Origin of the sequence: Aquisalimonas sp. APHAB1-3, from assembly GCF_048323695.1 — a bacterium.
Classification (GTDB): domain Bacteria; phylum Pseudomonadota; class Gammaproteobacteria; order Nitrococcales; family Aquisalimonadaceae; genus Aquisalimonas.
This window is the reverse complement of sequence record NZ_JBLWFT010000001.1, coordinates 752,867-771,698: the sequence shown is the minus strand read 5'-3', so window position 1 is coordinate 771,698 and position 18,832 is coordinate 752,867. Positions and strand designations below refer to the sequence as shown.

Annotated in this window: 17 protein-coding genes; 12 read left to right on the top strand and 5 right to left on the bottom strand. The window is 65.5% G+C overall.

Annotated elements, in window-relative coordinates; genetic code table 11:
• Window positions 1–5: 5 nt before the first annotated feature.
• Both ACNSTU_RS03580 and ACNSTU_RS03575 read right to left on the bottom strand, forming a co-directional pair.
• Window positions 6–950, bottom strand: coding sequence for a hypothetical protein (locus tag ACNSTU_RS03580; RefSeq protein ID WP_290637742.1), 945 nt, complete (start codon window positions 948–950; stop codon window positions 6–8).
• Window positions 937–3,327 carry an EAL domain-containing protein gene (locus ACNSTU_RS03575; RefSeq protein ID WP_290631183.1) on the bottom strand — a complete coding sequence of 797 codons (2,391 nt, stop codon included), beginning with the start codon at window positions 3,325–3,327 and terminating at the stop codon, window positions 937–939. Before ACNSTU_RS03575 ends, ACNSTU_RS03580 begins: the two co-directional genes overlap by 14 nt.
• Before the next feature lie 118 nt (window positions 3,328–3,445).
• Here ACNSTU_RS03575 and ACNSTU_RS03570 point away from each other — a divergent pair, with 118 nt between their 5' ends.
• On the top strand, window positions 3,446–4,297 hold the full coding sequence (locus ACNSTU_RS03570) for an SDR family NAD(P)-dependent oxidoreductase (protein WP_290631185.1): 852 nt from the start codon (window positions 3,446–3,448) through the stop codon (window positions 4,295–4,297).
• Window positions 4,298–4,303: 6 nt separating this feature from the next.
• Here ACNSTU_RS03570 and ACNSTU_RS03565 read toward each other — a convergent pair whose 3' ends face one another.
• On the bottom strand, window positions 4,304–5,401 hold the full coding sequence (locus tag ACNSTU_RS03565; protein ID WP_290637746.1) for a GGDEF domain-containing protein: 1,098 nt from the start codon (window positions 5,399–5,401) through the stop codon (window positions 4,304–4,306).
• 185 nt (window positions 5,402–5,586) lie between these two features.
• Between ACNSTU_RS03565 and ACNSTU_RS03560 the strand changes: the two genes are divergently transcribed.
• Window positions 5,587–6,819, top strand: a complete 1,233-nt coding sequence (locus tag ACNSTU_RS03560; RefSeq protein ID WP_418212098.1) for an MFS transporter — start codon at window positions 5,587–5,589, stop codon at window positions 6,817–6,819.
• 49 nt (window positions 6,820–6,868) lie between these two features.
• A complete protein-coding gene (locus ACNSTU_RS03555) occupies window positions 6,869–7,360 on the top strand; it encodes a hypothetical protein (RefSeq protein ID WP_290637750.1) in 492 nt (163 codons plus the stop codon).
• A 2-nt stretch (window positions 7,361–7,362) separates the two neighbouring features.
• Here the strand turns inward: ACNSTU_RS03555 and ACNSTU_RS03550 are convergent, their stop codons facing one another.
• The gene (locus ACNSTU_RS03550) at window positions 7,363–8,235 is read right to left on the bottom strand and encodes an alpha/beta fold hydrolase (protein ID WP_290637752.1); all 873 of its coding nucleotides are present in this window, start codon (window positions 8,233–8,235) and stop codon (window positions 7,363–7,365) included.
• Between the two features lie 92 nt (window positions 8,236–8,327).
• Here ACNSTU_RS03550 and ACNSTU_RS03545 point away from each other — a divergent pair, with 92 nt between their 5' ends.
• From ACNSTU_RS03545 to ACNSTU_RS03515, 7 genes are all read left to right on the top strand, one after another.
• Window positions 8,328–9,473 carry a PQQ-dependent sugar dehydrogenase gene (locus ACNSTU_RS03545; protein WP_418212097.1) on the top strand — a complete coding sequence of 382 codons (1,146 nt, stop codon included), beginning with the start codon at window positions 8,328–8,330 and terminating at the stop codon, window positions 9,471–9,473.
• A gap of 159 nt (window positions 9,474–9,632) precedes the next feature.
• The gene (locus ACNSTU_RS03540) at window positions 9,633–11,303 is read left to right on the top strand and encodes a carbon starvation protein A (RefSeq protein WP_418212096.1); all 1,671 of its coding nucleotides are present in this window, start codon (window positions 9,633–9,635) and stop codon (window positions 11,301–11,303) included.
• Between the two features lie 18 nt (window positions 11,304–11,321).
• Complete coding sequence (locus tag ACNSTU_RS03535; RefSeq protein WP_290630861.1) at window positions 11,322–11,645, top strand: cory-CC-star protein; 324 nt, start codon at window positions 11,322–11,324, stop codon at window positions 11,643–11,645.
• On the top strand, window positions 11,645–12,664 hold the full coding sequence (locus ACNSTU_RS03530) for an ArsA family ATPase (RefSeq protein ID WP_290630863.1): 1,020 nt from the start codon (window positions 11,645–11,647) through the stop codon (window positions 12,662–12,664). The genes ACNSTU_RS03535 and ACNSTU_RS03530 overlap by 1 nt, the downstream gene beginning before the upstream one ends.
• 57 nt (window positions 12,665–12,721) lie before the next feature.
• On the top strand, window positions 12,722–13,468 hold the full coding sequence (locus tag ACNSTU_RS03525) for an SDR family oxidoreductase (RefSeq protein WP_290630864.1): 747 nt from the start codon (window positions 12,722–12,724) through the stop codon (window positions 13,466–13,468).
• 16 nt (window positions 13,469–13,484) lie between these two features.
• On the top strand, window positions 13,485–14,567 hold the full coding sequence (locus tag ACNSTU_RS03520; RefSeq protein ID WP_290630866.1) for an AI-2E family transporter: 1,083 nt from the start codon (window positions 13,485–13,487) through the stop codon (window positions 14,565–14,567).
• 59 nt (window positions 14,568–14,626) lie between these two features.
• A complete protein-coding gene (locus tag ACNSTU_RS03515) occupies window positions 14,627–15,280 on the top strand; it encodes a glutathione S-transferase family protein (protein WP_290637423.1) in 654 nt (217 codons plus the stop codon).
• An 11-nt stretch (window positions 15,281–15,291) separates the two neighbouring features.
• Here ACNSTU_RS03515 and ACNSTU_RS03510 read toward each other — a convergent pair whose 3' ends face one another.
• The gene (locus ACNSTU_RS03510; RefSeq protein ID WP_290637425.1) at window positions 15,292–16,020 is read right to left on the bottom strand and encodes a pseudouridine synthase; all 729 of its coding nucleotides are present in this window, start codon (window positions 16,018–16,020) and stop codon (window positions 15,292–15,294) included.
• Window positions 16,021–16,233: 213 nt separating this feature from the next.
• Here ACNSTU_RS03510 and ACNSTU_RS03505 point away from each other — a divergent pair, with 213 nt between their 5' ends.
• Window positions 16,234–18,060 (top strand): putative bifunctional diguanylate cyclase/phosphodiesterase, encoded by a 1,827-nt coding sequence (locus tag ACNSTU_RS03505; RefSeq protein ID WP_418212095.1) that lies wholly within the window; start codon window positions 16,234–16,236, stop codon window positions 18,058–18,060.
• 94 nt (window positions 18,061–18,154) lie between these two features.
• The gene (locus tag ACNSTU_RS03500) at window positions 18,155–18,811 is read left to right on the top strand and encodes a hypothetical protein (protein WP_290637428.1); all 657 of its coding nucleotides are present in this window, start codon (window positions 18,155–18,157) and stop codon (window positions 18,809–18,811) included.
• Window positions 18,812–18,832 lie beyond the last annotated feature (21 nt).

Below are 18,832 nucleotides of genomic sequence, written 5' to 3'. Positions count from 1 at the left end.
CCGGGTCAGGGATGCTGGTCACCGGGCTGGTGCAGGTTATCGAATACCGGTCTATACCATAGCGTCGCGTCATCGACGGGCGTTGCCTCCGGCAGGCCGGGGTTGTCCAGTGCCAGTACCAGGGGCTGGTGCAGGGTGAGCAGGTCCAGGGCATGGCGCGTGCTCGGGTGGGTGCTGAGCAGGGCGCTGAAACTGCCATCGGCCATTGCGCGGCGCAGGCCAGTCTCGATGCGCTCGGCCAGGGCCTGGTTGTCGCGCTGAACGAAGAAATAGTTCGGTGCGTAGTAGGCGAGCACCACATCCGTGGATGGCCCGACATCGAATGCCTGGTAGAGCCGCGCCTCCGCCTGCAGTTCGTTGACCCCCCTTGGAAACAGGTCGAAGCGCCCGGCGCGAAGCATGCGGAACAGGCTGTAGTAGGTCGAGGACGTGGTCACGCGCAGCCCGTTGTGCGTGAGGATGACCGTGTCCGGCCAGTCGTGGCCCTGTCCCATCGAGAAGGCGGAGAGCTCCTGCACCGATGTCACCGCGCCCAGGCGCGGTCGTGTCTCCTCGCGGGCCACCAGGGCGCGTACGCCCAACAGCCCGCGTGCCATGGGGATGCGCACCGGCAGCAGCTCCTCCTCTCGCGCGCGGCTGGTCATGCCCCAGAAGACGTCCAGATAGCGACCCTCACGCATCTCCCGGATGGCCCGGTCCTGGGACATGCGCACGCCGATGGCGTGCAGGCTCGCCGGACCGTAGTCGTCTGCCGTCCTGTCCATGGCCAGGTTGAGCAGGCGAATGGCGTAGTCGTCCCGCTCATCGCCGTCGACCTGGTCCGGCGGTTGATGGCGCACCAGCGTCGACTGGTTCGTGTCTGCGTTCACACTGCAGGCTGCCAGCAGCAGGATCGCCATGATGCCCAGTGACATCAGACGGTGGAGCAGGGTAAGGCTAGGCATGATCATGGGGCTGGCCGAACCGCGTCAGGATGTCTTCCAGGGGCTGTGGCCGACCGAGCAGAAAGCCCTGGACCAGCTCGCAGCCAAGCTCCTGCAGAAAGTGCAGTTGCTCCTCGGTCTCCACGCCTTCGGCCGTGACTTCCAGTCCGAGATCGTGGCCAAGAGAGGTGATTGCCCGCACCAGTTGCGTGTCCTGCCGGCCTTCAAACATGTCGCGGATGAAGGTGCGGTCGATCTTGAGTCCGTTCACGCGCAGTCGTCTGAGGTGGTTTAGCGCGGAATAGCCGGTGCCGAAATCGTCAATCGTGATCTTGACGCCACGCCTCTCCATACGGTCCAGCGCCTGCCGGGATTGCGCAAGACCGGTCAGGAAGGTGCGCTCGGTGATTTCCAGTTGCAGCGCTTCGCCAGGCAGGTGTTCCTCGTCCAGTGCGGTCTCCACTATTCCGGCGAAGCCGCGGTGCGCCAGCTGCGCTGGCGACACGTTCACCGATACCCGCAGGTTGCTCCGTCCCGGCAACGCGCGTAGCCGGCGAATGTCGGCGAGTGCCTGACGTAATACCCATTCGCCAAGCGGGACAATCAGACCGTTGTCCTCGGCCATGCCGATGAAGGTGTCTGGTGGAATCGCGCCCTGGTCCGGGTGTGCCCAGCGGACAAGCGCCTCCAGGGCCTCCACGGTGTTGTCGCCCCCGGCAACGATGGGTTGATAGTGTAGGTGGAACTCCCCGTTGGCGAGGGCCCGGTGAAGATCCGTATCCAGCATGAGCCGGCGTCGCGCTTCCTGCTGCACTATGGGATCATACACCGTGACACTGCCGGGGCCGCGGAGCTTTGCCGCCTGCAGTGCCGAATCCACCGCCCGCAGCAGTTCCGGTACTGTCCGGCCCGCCTCGGGGCAGAGTGCGATCCCGGCCGCAGCGGACAATGGAAACGGCAGGTGGGTGGTTATGCCGTGCTCACTGAGCGACCGCAGCAGCTGCTCCGTGCGGGAGCGCAGGTCGGCCGCGCGCCAAGCGCCCGGCACCACGATGATGAACTCGTCGTTACCGAACCGGCCCACCTGCCAGTCGGCAGGGCTCGAATCGCGCAACAGGGTTGCGACCGTTCGCAGGGCGTCGTCCCCGGCTTCCGGCCCGATGCTCTCGTTGACCGCCTTGAAACGGTCGACATCCAGCAGGATGACGGCGCATGCCTCCTGGCCCATGCTGCCGATGGTGGCGGTGAGCAGCTGCTGGATCAGGTGGCGGTTGGGCAACCCGGTGAGCATGTCGAAGTGCGTGCGGTAGTCCAGCCGTTCTTCCACGGCGCGGAGTTCAGTCAGATCCTCGACCAGCGCTACATAGTGGACGGCCGCGCCGCTGTCGATGGCCTGCAGGGAGGCGCGTGCCCAGCGGTACTGGCCGTCGTCCCGGCGCAGACGGATCTCGCCCTGCCAGGCGCCCGTGCTTTCCACTGCGCGCCACGGGTCCTGCCGGCCGTCCGCGATGCCGATGCGCGGGGTCAACCAGCCCCCACGTCCGAGACAGGGCAGACCGACCCTGTCGCTGCAGGCGCGGCCGATGAGCGACTCGAATCGTGGGTTCGCAAACTCCAGACGGCCGTCCCGGTCCATGATCAGCACGCCCGCCGGTGACTGCTCCAGCGCTCCGGACAGCAGTCGATGGTGTGCCTCGGCAAGGCGCCGGTCTTCCATGTCCTCGGCCATGCGGTTGACGGCATGATTCATGGCACTGGCTACGTCGTCCAGTTCGTCCGGGCGCATGACCCCGCCCTCCGCCCGTGAGAGCAGTACAGGTTCCGTCTGCCGGTGCAGGCGGATGGCCCGCGCGTACCTGGCGAGAGACTGCAAATGGCGGATGGCGAGGTAATAGATGAGTGCCAACAGCAGCATGGAGACCACGAAGGTCTTGAACGCCTGGGAGGCCAGAATCACCGTGAGCCTGTCCCACAGGCGGCTGTGGATGGCAGCGAGGCTGGCGTCGATTCGTACTTCCCCGAGCGGGTGAAGCACGCCATCGGCCGTTCGGTGCACGATCGGGAACGCCTTTTCGTGGCGGTGCCGGTAACCATCCGCTTCCCCGACGGCCAGCTCCATGTCGCCGGTGAGTTCGACGCGGTCCACGTGGGGGAGTTGATGCAGTCCGCGAAGCTGCAGGGTAAGCTGGCCGTCGTCCAGTGCCCAGAGGCTGGCGCCCAGTGACTGCGAGAAGCTGCTGCGGGCGTCGGTGAGGCCCTGCTCCAGCCCGTGAACGTCCCGGCGGTACTCGATCAGCACCTGGATCGACGTGACCACCAGGGTCACCGCAGAGCTGAGCAACACGATGGCGACCACGAGCTTGACGCTGAGGCGGCGATACCTGACCCAGTCCGGTAGCTGCATGCAGTCTGTCCCTTGCCGTGAGCGTTATCGCACCGGAGACGCGAACCGCCAGTGTTTCGTGTCAGGCTATAGCATCCCGTAATAGTGGTACCGAGGCAATCACGACAGGAGTAGAGGAATGGAGCAATTGCGAAACCGCGTGGCCGTGATCACCGGAGGCGGCAGCGGGCTTGGCCGCGAACTTGCCCTGTGTTGTGCCCGCCGCGGCATGGCGGTGGTGCTGGGCGACGTGGATGAGCCGGGAATGGAGGAGACCCGGCGGTTGATCACTGCGGCATCCCCGGACGTGGATTGCGCCGCCTACCCCCTGGATGTCTCCAGCCTTCAGGCGGTGACTGCATTCGCGGAAGAGGTGTTTGCCCGGTTCGGTGCGGTGCATGTGCTTTTCAACAATGCGGGAGTCGCCGTCAACGGGCCGCTCTGGGAGCACACGGAAGCGGACTGGCAGTGGGTGCTGGGCGTAAACCTCAACGGCGTTGCCTGGGGGATCAAGGCCTTTGTCCCGCGCATGCTGGCGCAGGGCGAAGGGCACGTGGTGAACACGGCCTCGGCCGCCGGCTGGGTGAACGCACCGGGCAGCGGCATCTACAACACCAGCAAGTGTGGCGTGGTCGCCATGTCCGAGACGCTGGCCCTGGATCTGCGGGATGTGGACGCACCCATCGGGGTAACGGTGCTGTCGCCCGCCTTCTTTCCCACGCCCATCGCCGAATCCGAGCGTAATCGTCCGGCAGCGCTCGCCGATACGGCCCCCATGAGCGAAGCCCGTCGCCGCCGGAGTGATGAGCTGCGTTATGCGGTCCAGCACGGCCGCATCGCCGCTGATGCCATCGCTGAAATGACGCTGGCGGCGGTGGAGGCGGATCAGTTCTACGTCTTCCCCCATCGGGGCATCAAGGAGCTGATTCGCGCACGGGCGGAGGCGGCAAATCGCGAAGAGACGGTGTTCGACACCCTCGCCGGGAAATGAGCTGCATCAGGTGCCGGTTGCATCGGCGCCTGGTGCGGTGATTACGCGGTTGCGGCCGGCGCGTTTCGCCTCCAGCAGCGCCTGATCCGCCCGGTTGGCGAACCGCGCCACGGTGTCGCCGGCCTGTAGACGGGCAATGCCGATGCTCATGGTGACCGGCCGCTCGCTCTCCTGCCAGCAGCCGGGGACCAGGCGGCGGATCCGCTCTGCGAGGCGGGCCGCGTGGGTGCCGTTATCGCCCGGGATCAGGATGAGAAACTCCTCGCCGCCCCAGCGCGCCACCAGGGCGTGGTCCGCAACCGCCTGCCGAAGGGTCTCGCCAATGGCTTCCAGTACCCTGTCGCCGGCGTCGTGGCCGAACGCATCGTTGATCTGCTTGAAGTTGTCCACGTCCCCCAGGAGCAGGGCGGCAGGGTCGCGATGGTGCACGGCCTGTTGGAGGTGGATGTCCATGCTGCGCCGGTTCAGCAGCCCGGTCAGCGGGTCGGTGGCCGCCAGGTGCTTGAGCCGCTCCTGGGAGGCGCGCGCCAGGTTATCCGCGTTCTGGACCGCAACCGCATAGAACAGAATGAACACGCTCAGGCCGATGCTCACGGAGACCGCGTTGATGGCGCTGAGCCAGGGCGCCACCACATCGGGCAGTGGGACAAGCGGTGTCGCCGTTGTGTAGGCCAGCGCCATGGCCGCGTAGACCAGGGTGGCTAGCAGAATCAGCAGGCACCGCTGAAGGAGCGAGAAGAGCGTGAGGAAGGCGATCAGCGGGATGAGAATGAGTGGGTAGAAGTGAAAGCCGGACACCCAGCCCACGTAATGGGTGGCCAGCCAGGCGTGGGCGAGGACCTCCATCATGGCAACGAGCACCAGCACGCGGGGGTCGACGTGTCTGGCGAGATACAAAAGCAGCAGGTAGAGCGCGATGCTGGCTGCATTGAATGCCACCAGCACCGGGACGTCCAGCAGGGCGAACAACGCCAGGAACAGGGCGTGGGCGCTGGCGCCGAACAGCAGGATGGGCCCGAGTACCCGGGCATACCGCCAGCGACCCGGGTCGCTGGCAAGATCGCGCGGCCCTCCCATGGCCCGGTCGATGCTCTCTGAAGTCATGGCGCCGCGTCCGCCTGTGCTACAAGATGTATGTAAAATGCACCGAATAGATCGGATTTTCCATGAACAAGGCCACGTTTTCGTCTATTCCGCGTGAGCGTTCCGTCTCAAGTCGCTGATCCTGCGGTCGCTTGTGGTTGCATCCGGCTGGTGCAATGCTACGTGCCTTTTGCGGGGGGGAACCGATGGGAGAGTCGGCACCACGCGACACTCGCCGGCCGCCGGCCTGGCTGATGATCGCCACGGGAATGCTCGTCACCATCGTGGTGCTGGTGTTCGCGCGCCTGGCGTACGGGTTGATCGTGCCCCCCATGCGCGAGTCCCTGGGGTTGTCCTATCAGCAGGCGGGGATGCTGGGCACGGTCACGGCGCTCGGTTATCTCTGCCTGGTCATGGTCGCCGGGGTTGCGGCGGGCCGTTTCGGCGGCCGGAATACCGTTCTGCTCGGCGTTGTCCTGGTGACGGTGGGCTTCGCGGGGCTGAGTGTCGCCTCGGGCTACCGCGTCCTGCTGGTGCTGATGGCGCTGCTGGGGTTCGGCACGGCCTTCGGCTACACGCCACTGGTGTCTCTGCTGTCGTCGTGGTTTCCGGCGCGGCGCGGAGCGGTCATCGGGATGCTCAACGGCGGTGTCGGTGCCGGCATGCTGCTGTCCGGCACGCTGGTGCCCCTGGCCCCGGCGGTTTTCGGCGAGGCAGGCTGGCGGGTGACATGGGCAGCGTTCGCCGTCGGCGGGGCGCTGGTCCTGATGGCGGTGCTGGCCTTTCTGCGCAACCCGCCATCTGCCGGTGCCGGCGTCGGCGTCGGGAGAGCCCCGACGCCCGAACGTGCCGCCGTGTTCCGCAACCGCTACGTGATTATTGTCGGTCTCATCTACGGTGTGCTGGGCACCACCTACATCGTGCAGGTGGTCTTCATGTACAGCTACGCGCTGGAGTCGGGCATCGCCAGCGTCGTTGCCGGGCGTCTGGTCGCGCTGATGGGGGCCCTGGGCATCTTCTCCGGTCTGCTCTGGGGCTGGATCTCGGATCGCATCGGTCGTGGAACGGCGCTGCTGCTCTCCAAGACGCTCTACCTGGTGGGGATGGCGACCCCGGTGGTCTCCCCCACGCTGGCGGGGTTCGCCGCCCATTACGTGATTCTCGGCGTCGCCGTCACCGGCGTCTTTACCTCGGTCCTGGCCGCGTCCACGGAGCACGTCGGGGCGCGTGAGGCGCCACTGGCGGTGAGTTTTGTCACGGTGTTCATGGCCGCCGGGCAGCTCGCCGGTCCGGCGGCGGCGGGCGTGATAATCGACTGGACCGGCGACTTCCGTCTGACCTTCGGCCTGTGTGCCGCCCTGATCGTCATTGGTGTCGCCCTTTGCTGGCGAGTGCGTTCCTATACGCCGGAGCCGCTCAGCGCCTCTCCGAAGTGCTAACCTCTCCACCTCTGACGAGACGACCGCAGCGACGGAGGACCGAGATTTCATGCGATTCCTGGCACGGCGCAAGCCCCCCTTTGCCGATCAGGTGGCATCCCGCTTTGCGTACTGGATCATCAACCGGCAGCCGCCGCCCGGGAAGGAGGGCATCGAGGGGTTGCAGCGCGAGCGCCGACGGCATCTTCAGGCTTTGGCCGCGCAGGCAGGGGTCTACCTGTCGTTCGGTGGTCTGCTCGCTCTGCTGGCCCCGCAGATGGCCGTGATTGCGGTACTGGCCGTGTTGTTGCTTGCCGCGCCGACGCTGTGGCGGCTGGGGCGCGACTGGATCGCGCTGCCGCGCCTGTTCGACCCCGCCGATGTGGTCGAGGGGTTGCCGGAGCAGGTCGAGCAGGCGTGCGAGCGTGATGGTGCCGTGGCCGCCTACCGGAAACGGTTGCGGCGGATGGACCGCCCCATCCTGCGGATCGAGGCGGTGGCCATGGTGACGGTTCCCGATCTGGACGCCGAACAATGGCGGGACACGGCACCGGAAGAGTGAAGCTATCTTCCCGCAGGCTTGAGGAACCCGCCGATGTGGCCGGCGACGGCGTCCGGTGCCTCCTCCTGAAGGAAATGACCGGCCGCCACCGATTCGATGCGCAGGTCCCGGAAACAGGATTCCGCATGGTTCAGGAACGCAGGGATGACGACCGGGTCCCGGTTGCCGTGGACGTACAGCGACGGCATGGGGTAGACGTGGTCTGACAGTGTTTCCCAGCGTTTCTGGTCCGTGCCCATGGCGCGATAGTAGTTGGCGCCGGCGCGCGGCGTTTCGGGCAGGCTGTAGTAGCGGACGTATTCGTTGAGCGCATCGGCAGGGAATGGGGAGCCGTCCGAACACTGCAGGAACGTGCTGAGCCACACCCGTTCGTTCCCGGGAATCATAGCCTCGGCCAGCCCCCGCTGTTGCTGGAAGTGCTGGTACCACTGGTGGCGGGCACCTTTCTGACGGATGGCCGCAATGGCCTCCGCGTTCCCGCGGGCATTGTTGATCAGCGTGATGTTCATGATCACCAGGCGCTGGACGCGTTCGGGAACGGCAATGGCCACCTCTTGGGCCACCACACCGCCCCAGTCGTGGCCGATCAGCTGGAATCCGCCCACACCCAGGGCATCGAGCACGGCGACCATGTCCATGGCCAGCGCCTGCTTGGCGTAGGCATCCTGATCGCCACTGCGGGTGCTGTCGCCGAGGCCTCGCAGATCCGGTGCAATGACCCGGAAGCCGGCGGGCAGCCGGGCCGCTAGAGGCTCCCAGCAATAGGAGCTCTCCGGCCAGCCATGCAGCATGACCACCGGCGCACCGCCTGGATCTCCGGCAACGCGGTAAGCGAAACGGCCACGGTTGGTGTCGATGAAACTGGGTTCCGACAAGTGCACGGCACTCTCCATCTTCTAGACTGATTCCGGAGCCTATCGGAACAGACCCCTGTTTGTCGTGCCGCAAGAACGAGGAGAGCGTCACCATGAAGACTGTTTCAAGCCGCAACGCTGGCGCCGTGCTTGCACTGGCGGTCGCAGGATCCGCCGCCAATGCCGACACCGTGGAGTCCGGAATCAGTACCGAGTATGAAACCGTCAATGTCCTTCGCGTCGCGGACGGCCTGGAGAACCCCTGGAGTGTTGCGTTTCTGCCGGACGGGGACTATCTGGTCACCGAGCGGCCCGGTCGCCTCAACCGTGTAACCCGTGAGGGCGAGATCACCGAGATCGCCGGTCTCCCGGACGTCCACGTGGACAACCAGGGCGGGTTGCTGGACGTGGCGCTGCACCCGGATTACGACGGTAACGGCTGGGTTTACTTCACCTATTCCCTAGGAGATGAAAGTGGCACTACCGCAGCGCTGGCACGTGGCCGCCTGCAAGGCGATGCCCTGGAGGACGTGGAGACGCTGTTCGAGCAGGATCGCCGGTCCGAACCGGGCCGCCACTACGGGTCGCGGCTGGTGTGGCTGGATGACGGCACCTTGCTCATGACCATTGGTGACCGGGGCGTCGAGCCCGAACGGGCCCAGGATCCGGCCGACCATGCCGGCACGGTGGTGCGCCTCACGGATGACGGCGGCGTGCCCGATGACAACCCCTTCGTTGGCGACGACAGCGTGCTGCCGGAGATCTATTCCTGGGGCCACCGCAACATCCAGGGCATGATCGTGCATCCCGAGACCGGAGATATCTGGGCGACGGAACACGGCCCCCGGGGCGGAGATGAGCTGAACCGGATCGAGGCGGGAGGCAATTACGGCTGGCCGGCCGTGACCCGCGGCCGTGATTACGGCACCCAGGATCAGTTCGACGGATCGGAGCGGGTGCATGACGATGACATGATCGAGCCGGTCTACGAATTTCTACCCACCCTGGCCCCGTCGGGCCTGGCGCTGATGACGGGCGACATGTTCAGCGCCTGGCAGGGGGATCTCATGGCAGGGGGGCTTCGTGCGGAGCGTGTCCGGCGGGTCGTGCTCGAGGACAACGCCGTGGTGCACGAGGAGGAATTGTTCTACGGGACGGTGGGCCGGATCCGCGATGTGCGAGAAGGCCCCGACGGTGCCCTCTACCTTCTGAGTGACGAGGACGAAGGCGGATTGTACCGGGTGGAATCGGCCGACTGAGCCTGCGCACCTGCGGTCGATCCGCACTGGCGCGTCACGGGCAGTAGCGCCCGTGACGCGCCGCAGCAAGACAAATGGTATCCCCCGCTGCGATACTCCGGGCTAGGGCCCGCCCTGAAAACGACAACAAGCTGGAAAGAGCTGGATTAGGAGACGGGAATGAGTGCCATCGTTGTCTTGCTGTTTGGTCTCGCAGCAATGGCGTGTGGGTACATTTTCTACTCGCGCTTCATTGCCCAATACATCTTCAAACTCGACCCGGATTTCAAGACCCCGGCCCACACCCAGGAAGACGGGGTCGATTTCGTTCCGACCAACAGGTTCATTCTCTGGGGCCATCACTTCACCTCTGTTGCAGGTGCCGCCCCGATCGTCGGGCCCGCCGTGGCCGTGATCTGGGGGTGGGGCCCTGCGTTCGCGTGGGTGATTTTCGGCACCATCTTTTTTGCCGGCGTGCACGATGCCGGCGCCATCTGGGCCAGTGTCCGCAACAAGGGCCGTTCCATTGGCGCCGTGACCGGCGAGGTGATCGGCGAGCGGGCGCGCAACCTGTTCATGGTCATCATCTTCCTGGTGCTGCTGATGGTGAACGCCGTGTTCGCGGTGGTGATCTCCAACCTGCTGGTGGCCAACCCGTCTGCGGTGGTGCCGGTGTGGGGAGCGATCATCGTGGCGCTCATCATTGGTCAGCTGATCTACCGGCGCAAGATGAACCTGATCACCGTCTCCATCGTCGGCGTGGTCGCGCTGTATGCGCTGATCGGCATCGGCCCGAACGTGCCGGTGGAGCTTCCGGAGACCGTGGCGGGGCTGCCCCAGAACAGTCAGTGGATCGTGATCCTGTTCCTCTACGCCGCCATTGCCTCGCTGCTGCCGGTCTGGGTGCTGCTCCAGCCCCGTGACTACATTAATGGCCTGCAGCTGTTCATCGGACTGGGGCTGGTCTATGCAGCGATCCTGTTCTCCAACCCGACCATCGTCGCGCCGGCGTTCAATACCGCCGTACCGGAAGGGACGCCGTCGCTCCTGCCACTGCTGTTCGTGACCATCGCCTGCGGCGCCATATCCGGGTTCCACGGGCTCGTGTCGTCCGGGACAACCTCGAAGCAGATCAACAAGGAAACCGACGTCCGGTTCGTTGGCTACTTCGGCGCGATCGGTGAGGGTTCACTGGCGCTGGCGGCCATCCTGGCGACCACGGCCGGGTTCGCCACCCTGGGTGAATGGCGCGAGTTGTACTCGGCCTTCGGCCAGGGAGGCGTGGACGCGTTCGTGGAGGGTGGCGCTTCAATCGTTGCGGCCGGCACCGGGCTGTCCGAGGCCATCGCGATCACACTGCTCACTGTCATGGCGGTGTTGTTCGCGGGCACCACCATGGATACCGGTATCCGCCTGCAGCGCTATATCATGCAGGAGTGGGGCAGCATCTATAATATTCCGGCCCTGAAGAGCGTCCCGGTCGCGACCGTGGTTGCCGTGGGTGCCTGTGTGGCGCTGGCGTTTGGCGCCGGCGGCGCGGACGGGACCGGCGGTATGCTGATCTGGCCGCTGTTCGGTACCACGAACCAGCTGCTGGCGGGGCTGACGCTGCTGGTGATCACGGTTATCGTGGTGCGCCTGGCACGGCCAATGTGGTTCACGCTGCTGCCGCTGTCGTTCCTGCTGGTCATGACGCTGTTCGCGCTGCTCGTCCAGCTGGTCGACTTCTACCAGCAGGGCAACTGGTTCCTGCTGTTCCTGGATGTTGTCATCCTGGTAGCTGCGGTCATGGTGCTGCTCGAGTGCGTTGGCACACTGCGGAAGCACTTCCGCGAGAGGGCCGCTACTTGATGTGGAGACGGACTCATCATGACTGATGAGGAGCAGACCCCGCCCCGCGGCCAACGGCCGCGGGGCGGTTCAGGACACAAGAGTCTTCGCGAGTGGTTGCGCACGGCGACCTACTATGCGGAGGAGTACTACTCGGCGCGCTACCGTGCCACCATCGCCCGGGCGCGGCGTGACGAGGAGGACCTCTTCATGCTGCTGGTCTTCTCGGAAATGATGGGCGTGCCCAACCCCGCCAGTTACTACACCATGGAACTCCAGCCGCTGTTGCTGGAGCGATTCCACGACTGGCACAAGCGCATGGGCATGGAGCGCTCCCCCCTCGACCACTTCCGGTGTTGCTGATGGGTGCGCTCTCGGCACTGCGTGACAGCCGTGTGGTCTTCGTCGGCGGCAAGGGCGGCGTCGGCAAGACCAGTACGGCCGGTGCGCTGGGGGTGCTGGCCGCCAACCGGGGCAAGCGGTGCCTGGTGGTTTCCACCGACCCGGCCCACTCGCTTGGCGACCTGTTCGACAAGGAGATCGGTGACCGGGTCACGGGGCTCGCGGCCGGGCTGTGGGGGCTGGAGATCGACCCGGACGCCCAGGCCCGCAGGCATGTGGACGCCGTGACCGAGCACATGAAGCAGCTCGCCGCTCCCGAAATGCACAAGGAGCTCGAGCGGCAGATGCACATGGCGCGGCACTCTCCCGGCGCGGCCGAAGCGGCGCTGCTCGAGCGGATCGCCGGCATCATTCTCAGCGCAGAAGATGAGTACGATCTGCTGATCTTCGACACCGCGCCCACGGGCCATACCCTGCGGCTGCTCAGCCTGCCCGAGGCCATGGCGGCGTGGACGGAGGGGCTGCTGGCGCACAACAAGCGCTCCGAGGAGCTGGGCAAGGTGTTGAAGCACCTGACGCCGGGGCAAAGTCGCGCCGATGTGCCAACGCCGTTCGATGATCCCCAGGAGGACCCGTTCGAGGGCATGGACCGGCGGACGCGGAGGGTGGCGGAGACACTGCTGGAGCGGCGCCGGCTGTTCCACCGTGCCCGGCGCATCATTACCGATGCCGAGGTCACGTCGTTCGTCTTTGTTCTCACGCCGGAGCGCCTGCCCATTCTGGAGACGGAGCGGGCGGTGCGCACGTTGCGCGAGTTCTCGATCCCCGTTCGCGGCGCGATCGTGAACCGGGTCATTCCGGACGACGCCGACGGCAGCTTCCTGGCGCGGCGCCGCGAGCGCGAGCAGCGCTACCTCAAAGAGATCGACACCGCGCTCGCCGGCCTGGATACGGTGCGGATTCCAATGTTCGCCGAAGACATCCAGGGGCTGGAGAGTCTGGATGCCCTTGCCGCCCGGCTGGAAGGGCAGGGGCTTTAATGCGGGACATACACAACTGTATGCTGTCGCTTTCTGCATGAGGACCATTTGGCGGATATGCGACAAAGAATCCTGATCACCGGAGCCAGTTCCGGGCTTGGCTGGGGCATGGCACGGGAGTTCGCGGCGCGGGGGCACGACCTGGCGCTGTGCGCCAGACGCAGCGACCGTCTGGATGCGCTCAGGCAGGAACTGGAAGTCGAGAACCCGGAAGTCCAGGTGGCCATTCACCCACTGGATGTCTGTGACCACGACGCCGTCTTCGACGTCTTTCGCACCTTCCGCGAGCAGCTGGGTGGCATCGACCGTGTCATCGTCAATGCCGGCATGGGCAAGGGGCAACCGCTTGGCACGGGCTATTTCCACGCCAATCGCCAGACCGCCGAGACCAACTTCGTCGCCGCCCTGGCCCAGTTCGAGGCCGCCCTGGAGATCTTCCGGGAGCAGAATCACGGACATCTCGTGGCGGTGTCATCCATCAGTGCCATGCGCGGCATGCCGCGCAATCTCACCACATACGCGGCAACCAAAGCGGGGCTCGCCGCCCTTGCGGAAGGGGTGCGCGTGGAGTTGCGGCACACGCCGATCCGGGTGACGACGGTGTTCCCGGGGTTCATCCGCTCGGAAATCAATGAGAAGGCGGAGAAGACGCCGTTCATGATCGACACGGATACCGGGTGCCGCCTGCTGGTGCGGGCCATCGATCAGGAGAAGGAGACGGCCAGCGTACCGGCGTGGCCCTGGGTACCGATCGGGTGGCTGTTGCGGAACCTGCCGCTGCCGCTCGCGGCACGCTTGATGTGAGCCGGGGAAACGCACGATGACAGATCACGAGCAGCACGGCCGTCACACTGTCCCGGAGGGGTTCCGTGTTCCGGTTTACGGGCTGTTCGTCCTTGGTGTGCTCTACACCATGTATCTCGCCCACCAGGTTTTCCTGCCCATCACCCTGGCCGTGCTGGCGAGCCTTCTTCTGGCGCCCCCGGTCGCGGCCCTGGCGCGACGGGGTATTCCGAAAGTCATCGGCGCGATGGTCATGCTGACCCTGCTGGTCGGCGTGGTCGGGGGTGTTGGCGCCTACGTCGCCGGCCCCATCATGGACTGGATGGAAGAGGCGCCGGAGGGAATCGGCAACCTGCTGTTTTCCGACCACGGTCTGCACGATGCCTACCAGCGCATGACCGACTCCGCGAGACAGGTGGAAGAGGCGGTCGAGGAGTTCGCCGACGAGGATGCCGTCGAGCGCACCACCGTCGTGCTCGAGTCCGAGTCGTGGCGGGGGCAATTGATGGTCGGAGCCAGAAACAACGCGGTGGCCATCGCGCTGGCCCTGACGCTGAGCTATTTCCTGCTCGTCAGTGGCGAGTCGCTGGTCCGTAACCTCGTCTCCCAGCTTGCAACCCGAGAGCGGCGGCGCACGGTACTGCGCGTCATCCGTGACTCCCAGCGGGAGATTGCCCGCTACCTGGCGGTGATCACCATGAGCAACAGCGCCGTCGGGGTCTTGACCGCGCTGATGCTCTGGGGGCTGGGGCTGCCGTCACCGGTGGTCTGGGGCGTCATCGCGACGCTGCTGCGTTTCGTGCCCTATCTCGGTGTGCTGGTGACCACCGTGGCGCTCGCGATCATCTCCGCCATCAGCATGGACGACCCGCTGATGATGATGGCGGCGCCCGTCGGTTACCTGTTGCTGAGCAGTCTGGTCGGTTTCGTGCTGGAGCCCTACATCCATGGTTACCGCATGGACATCAACCCGATCATCATCTTTCTCGGCATCTTCTTCTGGGGCTGGCTGTGGGGGGCCATAGGCGTGCTGCTCGCGGTGCCCCTGATGACGGTCGTCATGGTGCTGCTACGCCAGATCGACGGCCTCAGGCCACTCTACCGGATCATTGCCCGATGACCGGGCGCGACCCGGTCTCTTCCGTTTCCGATATCACGCAAGAACAGAGGAGCTGATTCATGCTCAAGCTTTACGGGTTCTCCATCAGCAATTACTACAACGTGGCAAAGGCGGCGTTGCTGGAGAAAGGCCTTGCCTTCGAAGAGGTGACCGCGTGGACCCCCCTGGACGATGCTCTCCTGGAGAAGAGCCCCATGGGCAAGGTGCCGTTCCTGGAGACGGACCAGGGTGTGTTTACCGAGGCGCAGGTGATTCTGGATTACCTGGAAGAGCTGCAGCCGGAGCCTGCGCTGCTACCTGCCGACCCGTTCCAGCGCGCCAAGGTGCGGGAGATCAGCCGGGTGATCGAGCTCTACATGGAACTGCCGGCGCGGCGGGTCTATCCGGCGGCCTTTTTCGGCGGTCAGGTGAGTACGGAGACGTGTGACGAGGCGCGTGCCACCCTGCGCAAGGGGACTGCTGCCCTGGCCGCCCTGACCGGGTTCGACGGCTACCTCAGCGGCGACCGCTTCGGACAGGCAGATGCCACCGCCGTCATGCACCTACCCCTGCTGCGGGATGCCGGCCGGAAGCTCCTGGACGTCGACGTCTACGAGACACTGCCGGGCGTCAAGGATTACCTGGCCCGGATGCGTGAGCGTGACTCCGTGAAGACTGTCATGGCGGATCAGAAGGCCGGCATGGAAGCGTTCATGAAACGCAAGCAGGGCTGAGCAGCCCCGGTTCAGCCCGGATCGGGCTGGTCTGCGGCGGCGGGCCAGCCCAGTTGCGTGAAGACCTGTGTAAAGGCCACCGGTAGTGGCGCCTCAATGTGCACCTCCTTCCCGGTCACGGGGTGGGGCAGACGGATCGAGCGCGCCATGAGCATCAGCCGGTGCTCGTTGAAGCGCGCGCGGAACGCCTTGTTCTGTTTACCGTCGCCATGCGTCGTATCGCCGATGATCGGATGGCGCAAGTGTGCGAAGTGGCGGCGGATCTGATGCAGGCGCCCGGTCAACGGCTCCGCCCGCACCAGTGAGTAGCGGGTGGTCGGGTAGCGCCCGGCAGGGAACGGCGCCTCGACCGTGCGCAGCCGGCAATAGCGGGTCCTTGCGGGGCGCTCGGGCTTGTGCGGTGCCTGGCGGAGTGGCCGATCGATCTCGCCGCCCTCGTCGGTATAGCCCCGGACCAGCGCCAGATACGCCTTTTCCACGAGGCCGCTGTCGAAGGCCTCCTGCAACGCCCGAGTCATCTCTCCTGTAAACGCGAACAAGAGTACGCCGGATGTGGGGCGATCCAGCCGGTGGACGGGGTTGATCCGTTGCCCGATCTGGTCCCGAAGCTGCTGCAACACCGCGTGTGAGGCGTCCGACAGCCGGGTGCGGTGCACCAGTGTGCCCGCGGGCTTGTCGATGGCAATGAAGTGGTCATCACGGTAGAGGACCGTGAGTGGATCATGGCTCGTTTCGCACATGGGCGCAGTGTACCGCAGACGCAGTCGGGCGGCCGTGGGGATATGTTGCGACGAACCACACGGATTGGCGGGGCCGGGTTTGGTTACTCTGTCTGACCGGTTGTCCGGTGCGCGGGCGATCGAAAGACGAAGAACGAAGAATAGAATGAAGGCGCCGGTGGTGACGCCGCACGGCGGAAGGGGAAGGTGATGGCTCCGGATGGACCGACGGGTATGCGCAGCAGCGAGCCCGAAGCGAAACGCTTGCAGGAGGTGCTGTCGCTGGAGCTGCTGGACACGCAGCCGGAGGAGCGGTTCGACCAGTACACCCGTCTCATCGCCGACGTCCTGAACGTGCCCATCGCGCTGATCTCGCTGATGGACGACGAACGGCAGTGGTTCAAGTCCCGCTACGGCCTGACGACGGAACAGACCCCGCGACGCATCGCTTTCTGCCGTTATGCCCTCGAACAGCAGTTCCTGGAGGTGCCGGACGCGGCCGAGGATGACCGCTTCCACGACAATCCCCTTGTGACCGGCGAGCCGAAAGTCCGCTTCTATGCCGGAGCCGTTCTCCATGGCCCAACGGGCGAGCCGGTGGGCACTGTCTGCATTCTGGATGCCAAACCACGGAAGCTCGGGCGCACGGGCAAGCGGCGCCTGCAGGCCTTTGCGCGTATGGTCGAGCAGGAGCTGGCATTCAACGCCCGCTTGTCCGAGGCGCGCGAAGAGATCGAGCAACGGGCGCTGCGAGACCCGGTCACCGGTCTCCCGCGCCGCTCCGTCATGATGGAACTGCTGGGCCGGGCCCTCGCTCATGCGGGCGAAACCGCACTGGCGGTGGCGCATATCCATTTCCCGCGCTTCGAGGAGGTGCTCAGCGTCTACGGCCGGGATCGCCTGGATTACACGGCGCAGCTGCTAACCGAGCGCGTGCGGACCCGGCTGCACTCCCGGGACTATATCGGCCGTGTGGATGACGGCACGCTGATGGTCGTCCTGACGGGGCTCGAGCAGCAGCAGGTTGCCGTGGACCGGGTCACCGCGATCTGCGAGGCACTCAGAGCGCCCTATCAGATTGGCGGCGGGCAGCGGGAAGTGGTTGTCGCGTTCGGGGTCAGTCTGTCTCCCGACGATGGCGCGGACTCCGAAGCCCTTGCCGACAAGGCGCGCCTGGCCGCGCGGCAGGCGGAGAACAGCGGGCACCAGTGGCCTGTCTTCTATAGCGGCAGCATGAACGAGCAGGTCTCGCGGCGAGACCGCATCGCAAGACGCCTGGTGCGTGCTCTCGAACAGCAGCAACTGGAACTCTATTATCAGCCAGTGTTGTCAATGGATACTGGCAAGGTGGCCGGATGTGAAGCGTTGGCGCGCTGGTATTGCCCGCAGCTCGGGTGGGTTAGCCCCGGCGAGTTCATCCCCGTCGTGGAACAGGATCCGGCACTGTCCCAGGAGCTCACCGCCTGGGTGCTCGACACCGCCTGTCGTCAGGCCAGCGAGTGGCGGCAGCGCCTCGCCGTTCCCTTCTGGATCAGCGTCAATGTATCCGGCAACGAACTGCACCGGCCCGAGTTCCCGGGGCTGGTGGAAGGGCTGCTCCGCAAGCACGCCCTGGACCCGGCCGCCCTGTTGATCGAGCTCACAGAGCAGAGCATGATTCAGGACGTCGCAGCCGCCGTACAGGCCATGAATCGCCTCGGGGCCATGGGGATTCAGTTCGCCGTGAATGATTTCGGCAGCGGTTATTCGTCGCTCAACTACCTGCGCCAGCTCCCGCTGGGCAAGCTCAAGATCGACCGCACGTTCATGGAGGATCTCGGCGGGGCCGGGGTGGGCCGGGAAGTGGTGCGCGCCATCATCAACGTCGGTCAGGCGCTCGGCATGACCGTGGTGGCCGAGGGTGTCGAGACGCAGGAACAGGCCCAGGTGCTCTGTGATCTGGGCTGCAACGAGGTGCAGGGTTTTCTGATGCGTCCTCCGGTACCAGCGGATGTGCTGGAAGCCATGGTCGCGGAAGGCGCGGCCATTCCCTGGGTCTGGGAGGAGAAGAGCGTGAGCTGAGGGCGCAGAAAGTCACTGAGACATGGCTTTGCTTGTTGAAAGGTTAGTATCCTGAGCGCATCAGGATCACGGTAACCGGAGCGGGTGGGACGGCATGGTGCGTGCGCCCCGGCATGAACAATCCCCATGGTCGGACACCGCCGTTCGGCGGGCCCGCCTGTGGTTTACGGTCTGGATGCTTTTCTGGGTGCCGGTCATCCTCTGGAGCTACGGGCCGGGGAATTTCCTCTGGACCTGCAATCTGGCGCAGTTCCTCATCCTGCTGGCGCTGTGGACCAACAACCGGTTGCTGCTGTCGAGCCAGGTGGGGACGGTAGTCCTGGTCGGGGTGTTCTGGACGCCGGACTTCCTGCTTGGTCTGTTCACCGGCGGGGATCTAGCGAACTTCACCGAGTACATGTTCAACCCGGAGCTCCCTTTGCTGGCGCGGGCGACGTCCCTGTTCCATATCGGTATTCCGGTGCTGGCGCTTTGGCTCGTGTACCGTGTGGGCTATGACGGGCGGGGCCTCTGGCTGCAGTCGGCGCTCACCGTCGCCGTTCTGCTGGCGACCTGGCTGCTGACGGATCCCGAGCGCAACGTGAACTGGCTGCAGGAGCCGCTCGGGCTCGAGCAGGTGTGGCTGTCCCAGCCCGCCTTTGTGGTTGTGATGATGATTCTCTATCCTGTGCTGCTGTTCTGGCCCGGCCACTTGCTGACCCGCCTTGTGCTGAGTCGTGCCGGGCCCCGCCGCAGTCGCGTCACCTCCTGACGTACCCGCAACGGGAAACAC

Coding starts and splice junctions, on each gene's coding strand:
- ACNSTU_RS03510 (WP_290637425.1), bottom strand. CDS start 16,020: ATGTGCGAAACGAGCCATGATCCACTCACGGTCCTCTACCGTGATGAC.
- ACNSTU_RS03560 (WP_418212098.1), top strand. CDS start 5,587: ATGGGAGAGTCGGCACCACGCGACACTCGCCGGCCGCCGGCCTGGCTG.
- ACNSTU_RS03575 (WP_290631183.1), bottom strand. CDS start 3,327: ATGCAGCTACCGGACTGGGTCAGGTATCGCCGCCTCAGCGTCAAGCTC.
- ACNSTU_RS03525 (WP_290630864.1), top strand. CDS start 12,722: ATGCGACAAAGAATCCTGATCACCGGAGCCAGTTCCGGGCTTGGCTGG.
- ACNSTU_RS03505 (WP_418212095.1), top strand. CDS start 16,234: ATGCGCAGCAGCGAGCCCGAAGCGAAACGCTTGCAGGAGGTGCTGTCG.
- ACNSTU_RS03555 (WP_290637750.1), top strand. CDS start 6,869: ATGCGATTCCTGGCACGGCGCAAGCCCCCCTTTGCCGATCAGGTGGCA.
- ACNSTU_RS03520 (WP_290630866.1), top strand. CDS start 13,485: ATGACAGATCACGAGCAGCACGGCCGTCACACTGTCCCGGAGGGGTTC.
- ACNSTU_RS03530 (WP_290630863.1), top strand. CDS start 11,645: ATGGGTGCGCTCTCGGCACTGCGTGACAGCCGTGTGGTCTTCGTCGGC.
- ACNSTU_RS03565 (WP_290637746.1), bottom strand. CDS start 5,401: ATGACTTCAGAGAGCATCGACCGGGCCATGGGAGGGCCGCGCGATCTT.
- ACNSTU_RS03570 (WP_290631185.1), top strand. CDS start 3,446: ATGGAGCAATTGCGAAACCGCGTGGCCGTGATCACCGGAGGCGGCAGC.
- ACNSTU_RS03545 (WP_418212097.1), top strand. CDS start 8,328: ATGAAGACTGTTTCAAGCCGCAACGCTGGCGCCGTGCTTGCACTGGCG.
- ACNSTU_RS03515 (WP_290637423.1), top strand. CDS start 14,627: ATGCTCAAGCTTTACGGGTTCTCCATCAGCAATTACTACAACGTGGCA.
- ACNSTU_RS03500 (WP_290637428.1), top strand. CDS start 18,155: ATGGTGCGTGCGCCCCGGCATGAACAATCCCCATGGTCGGACACCGCC.
- ACNSTU_RS03535 (WP_290630861.1), top strand. CDS start 11,322: ATGACTGATGAGGAGCAGACCCCGCCCCGCGGCCAACGGCCGCGGGGC.
- ACNSTU_RS03540 (WP_418212096.1), top strand. CDS start 9,633: ATGAGTGCCATCGTTGTCTTGCTGTTTGGTCTCGCAGCAATGGCGTGT.
- ACNSTU_RS03580 (WP_290637742.1), bottom strand. CDS start 950: ATGATCATGCCTAGCCTTACCCTGCTCCACCGTCTGATGTCACTGGGC.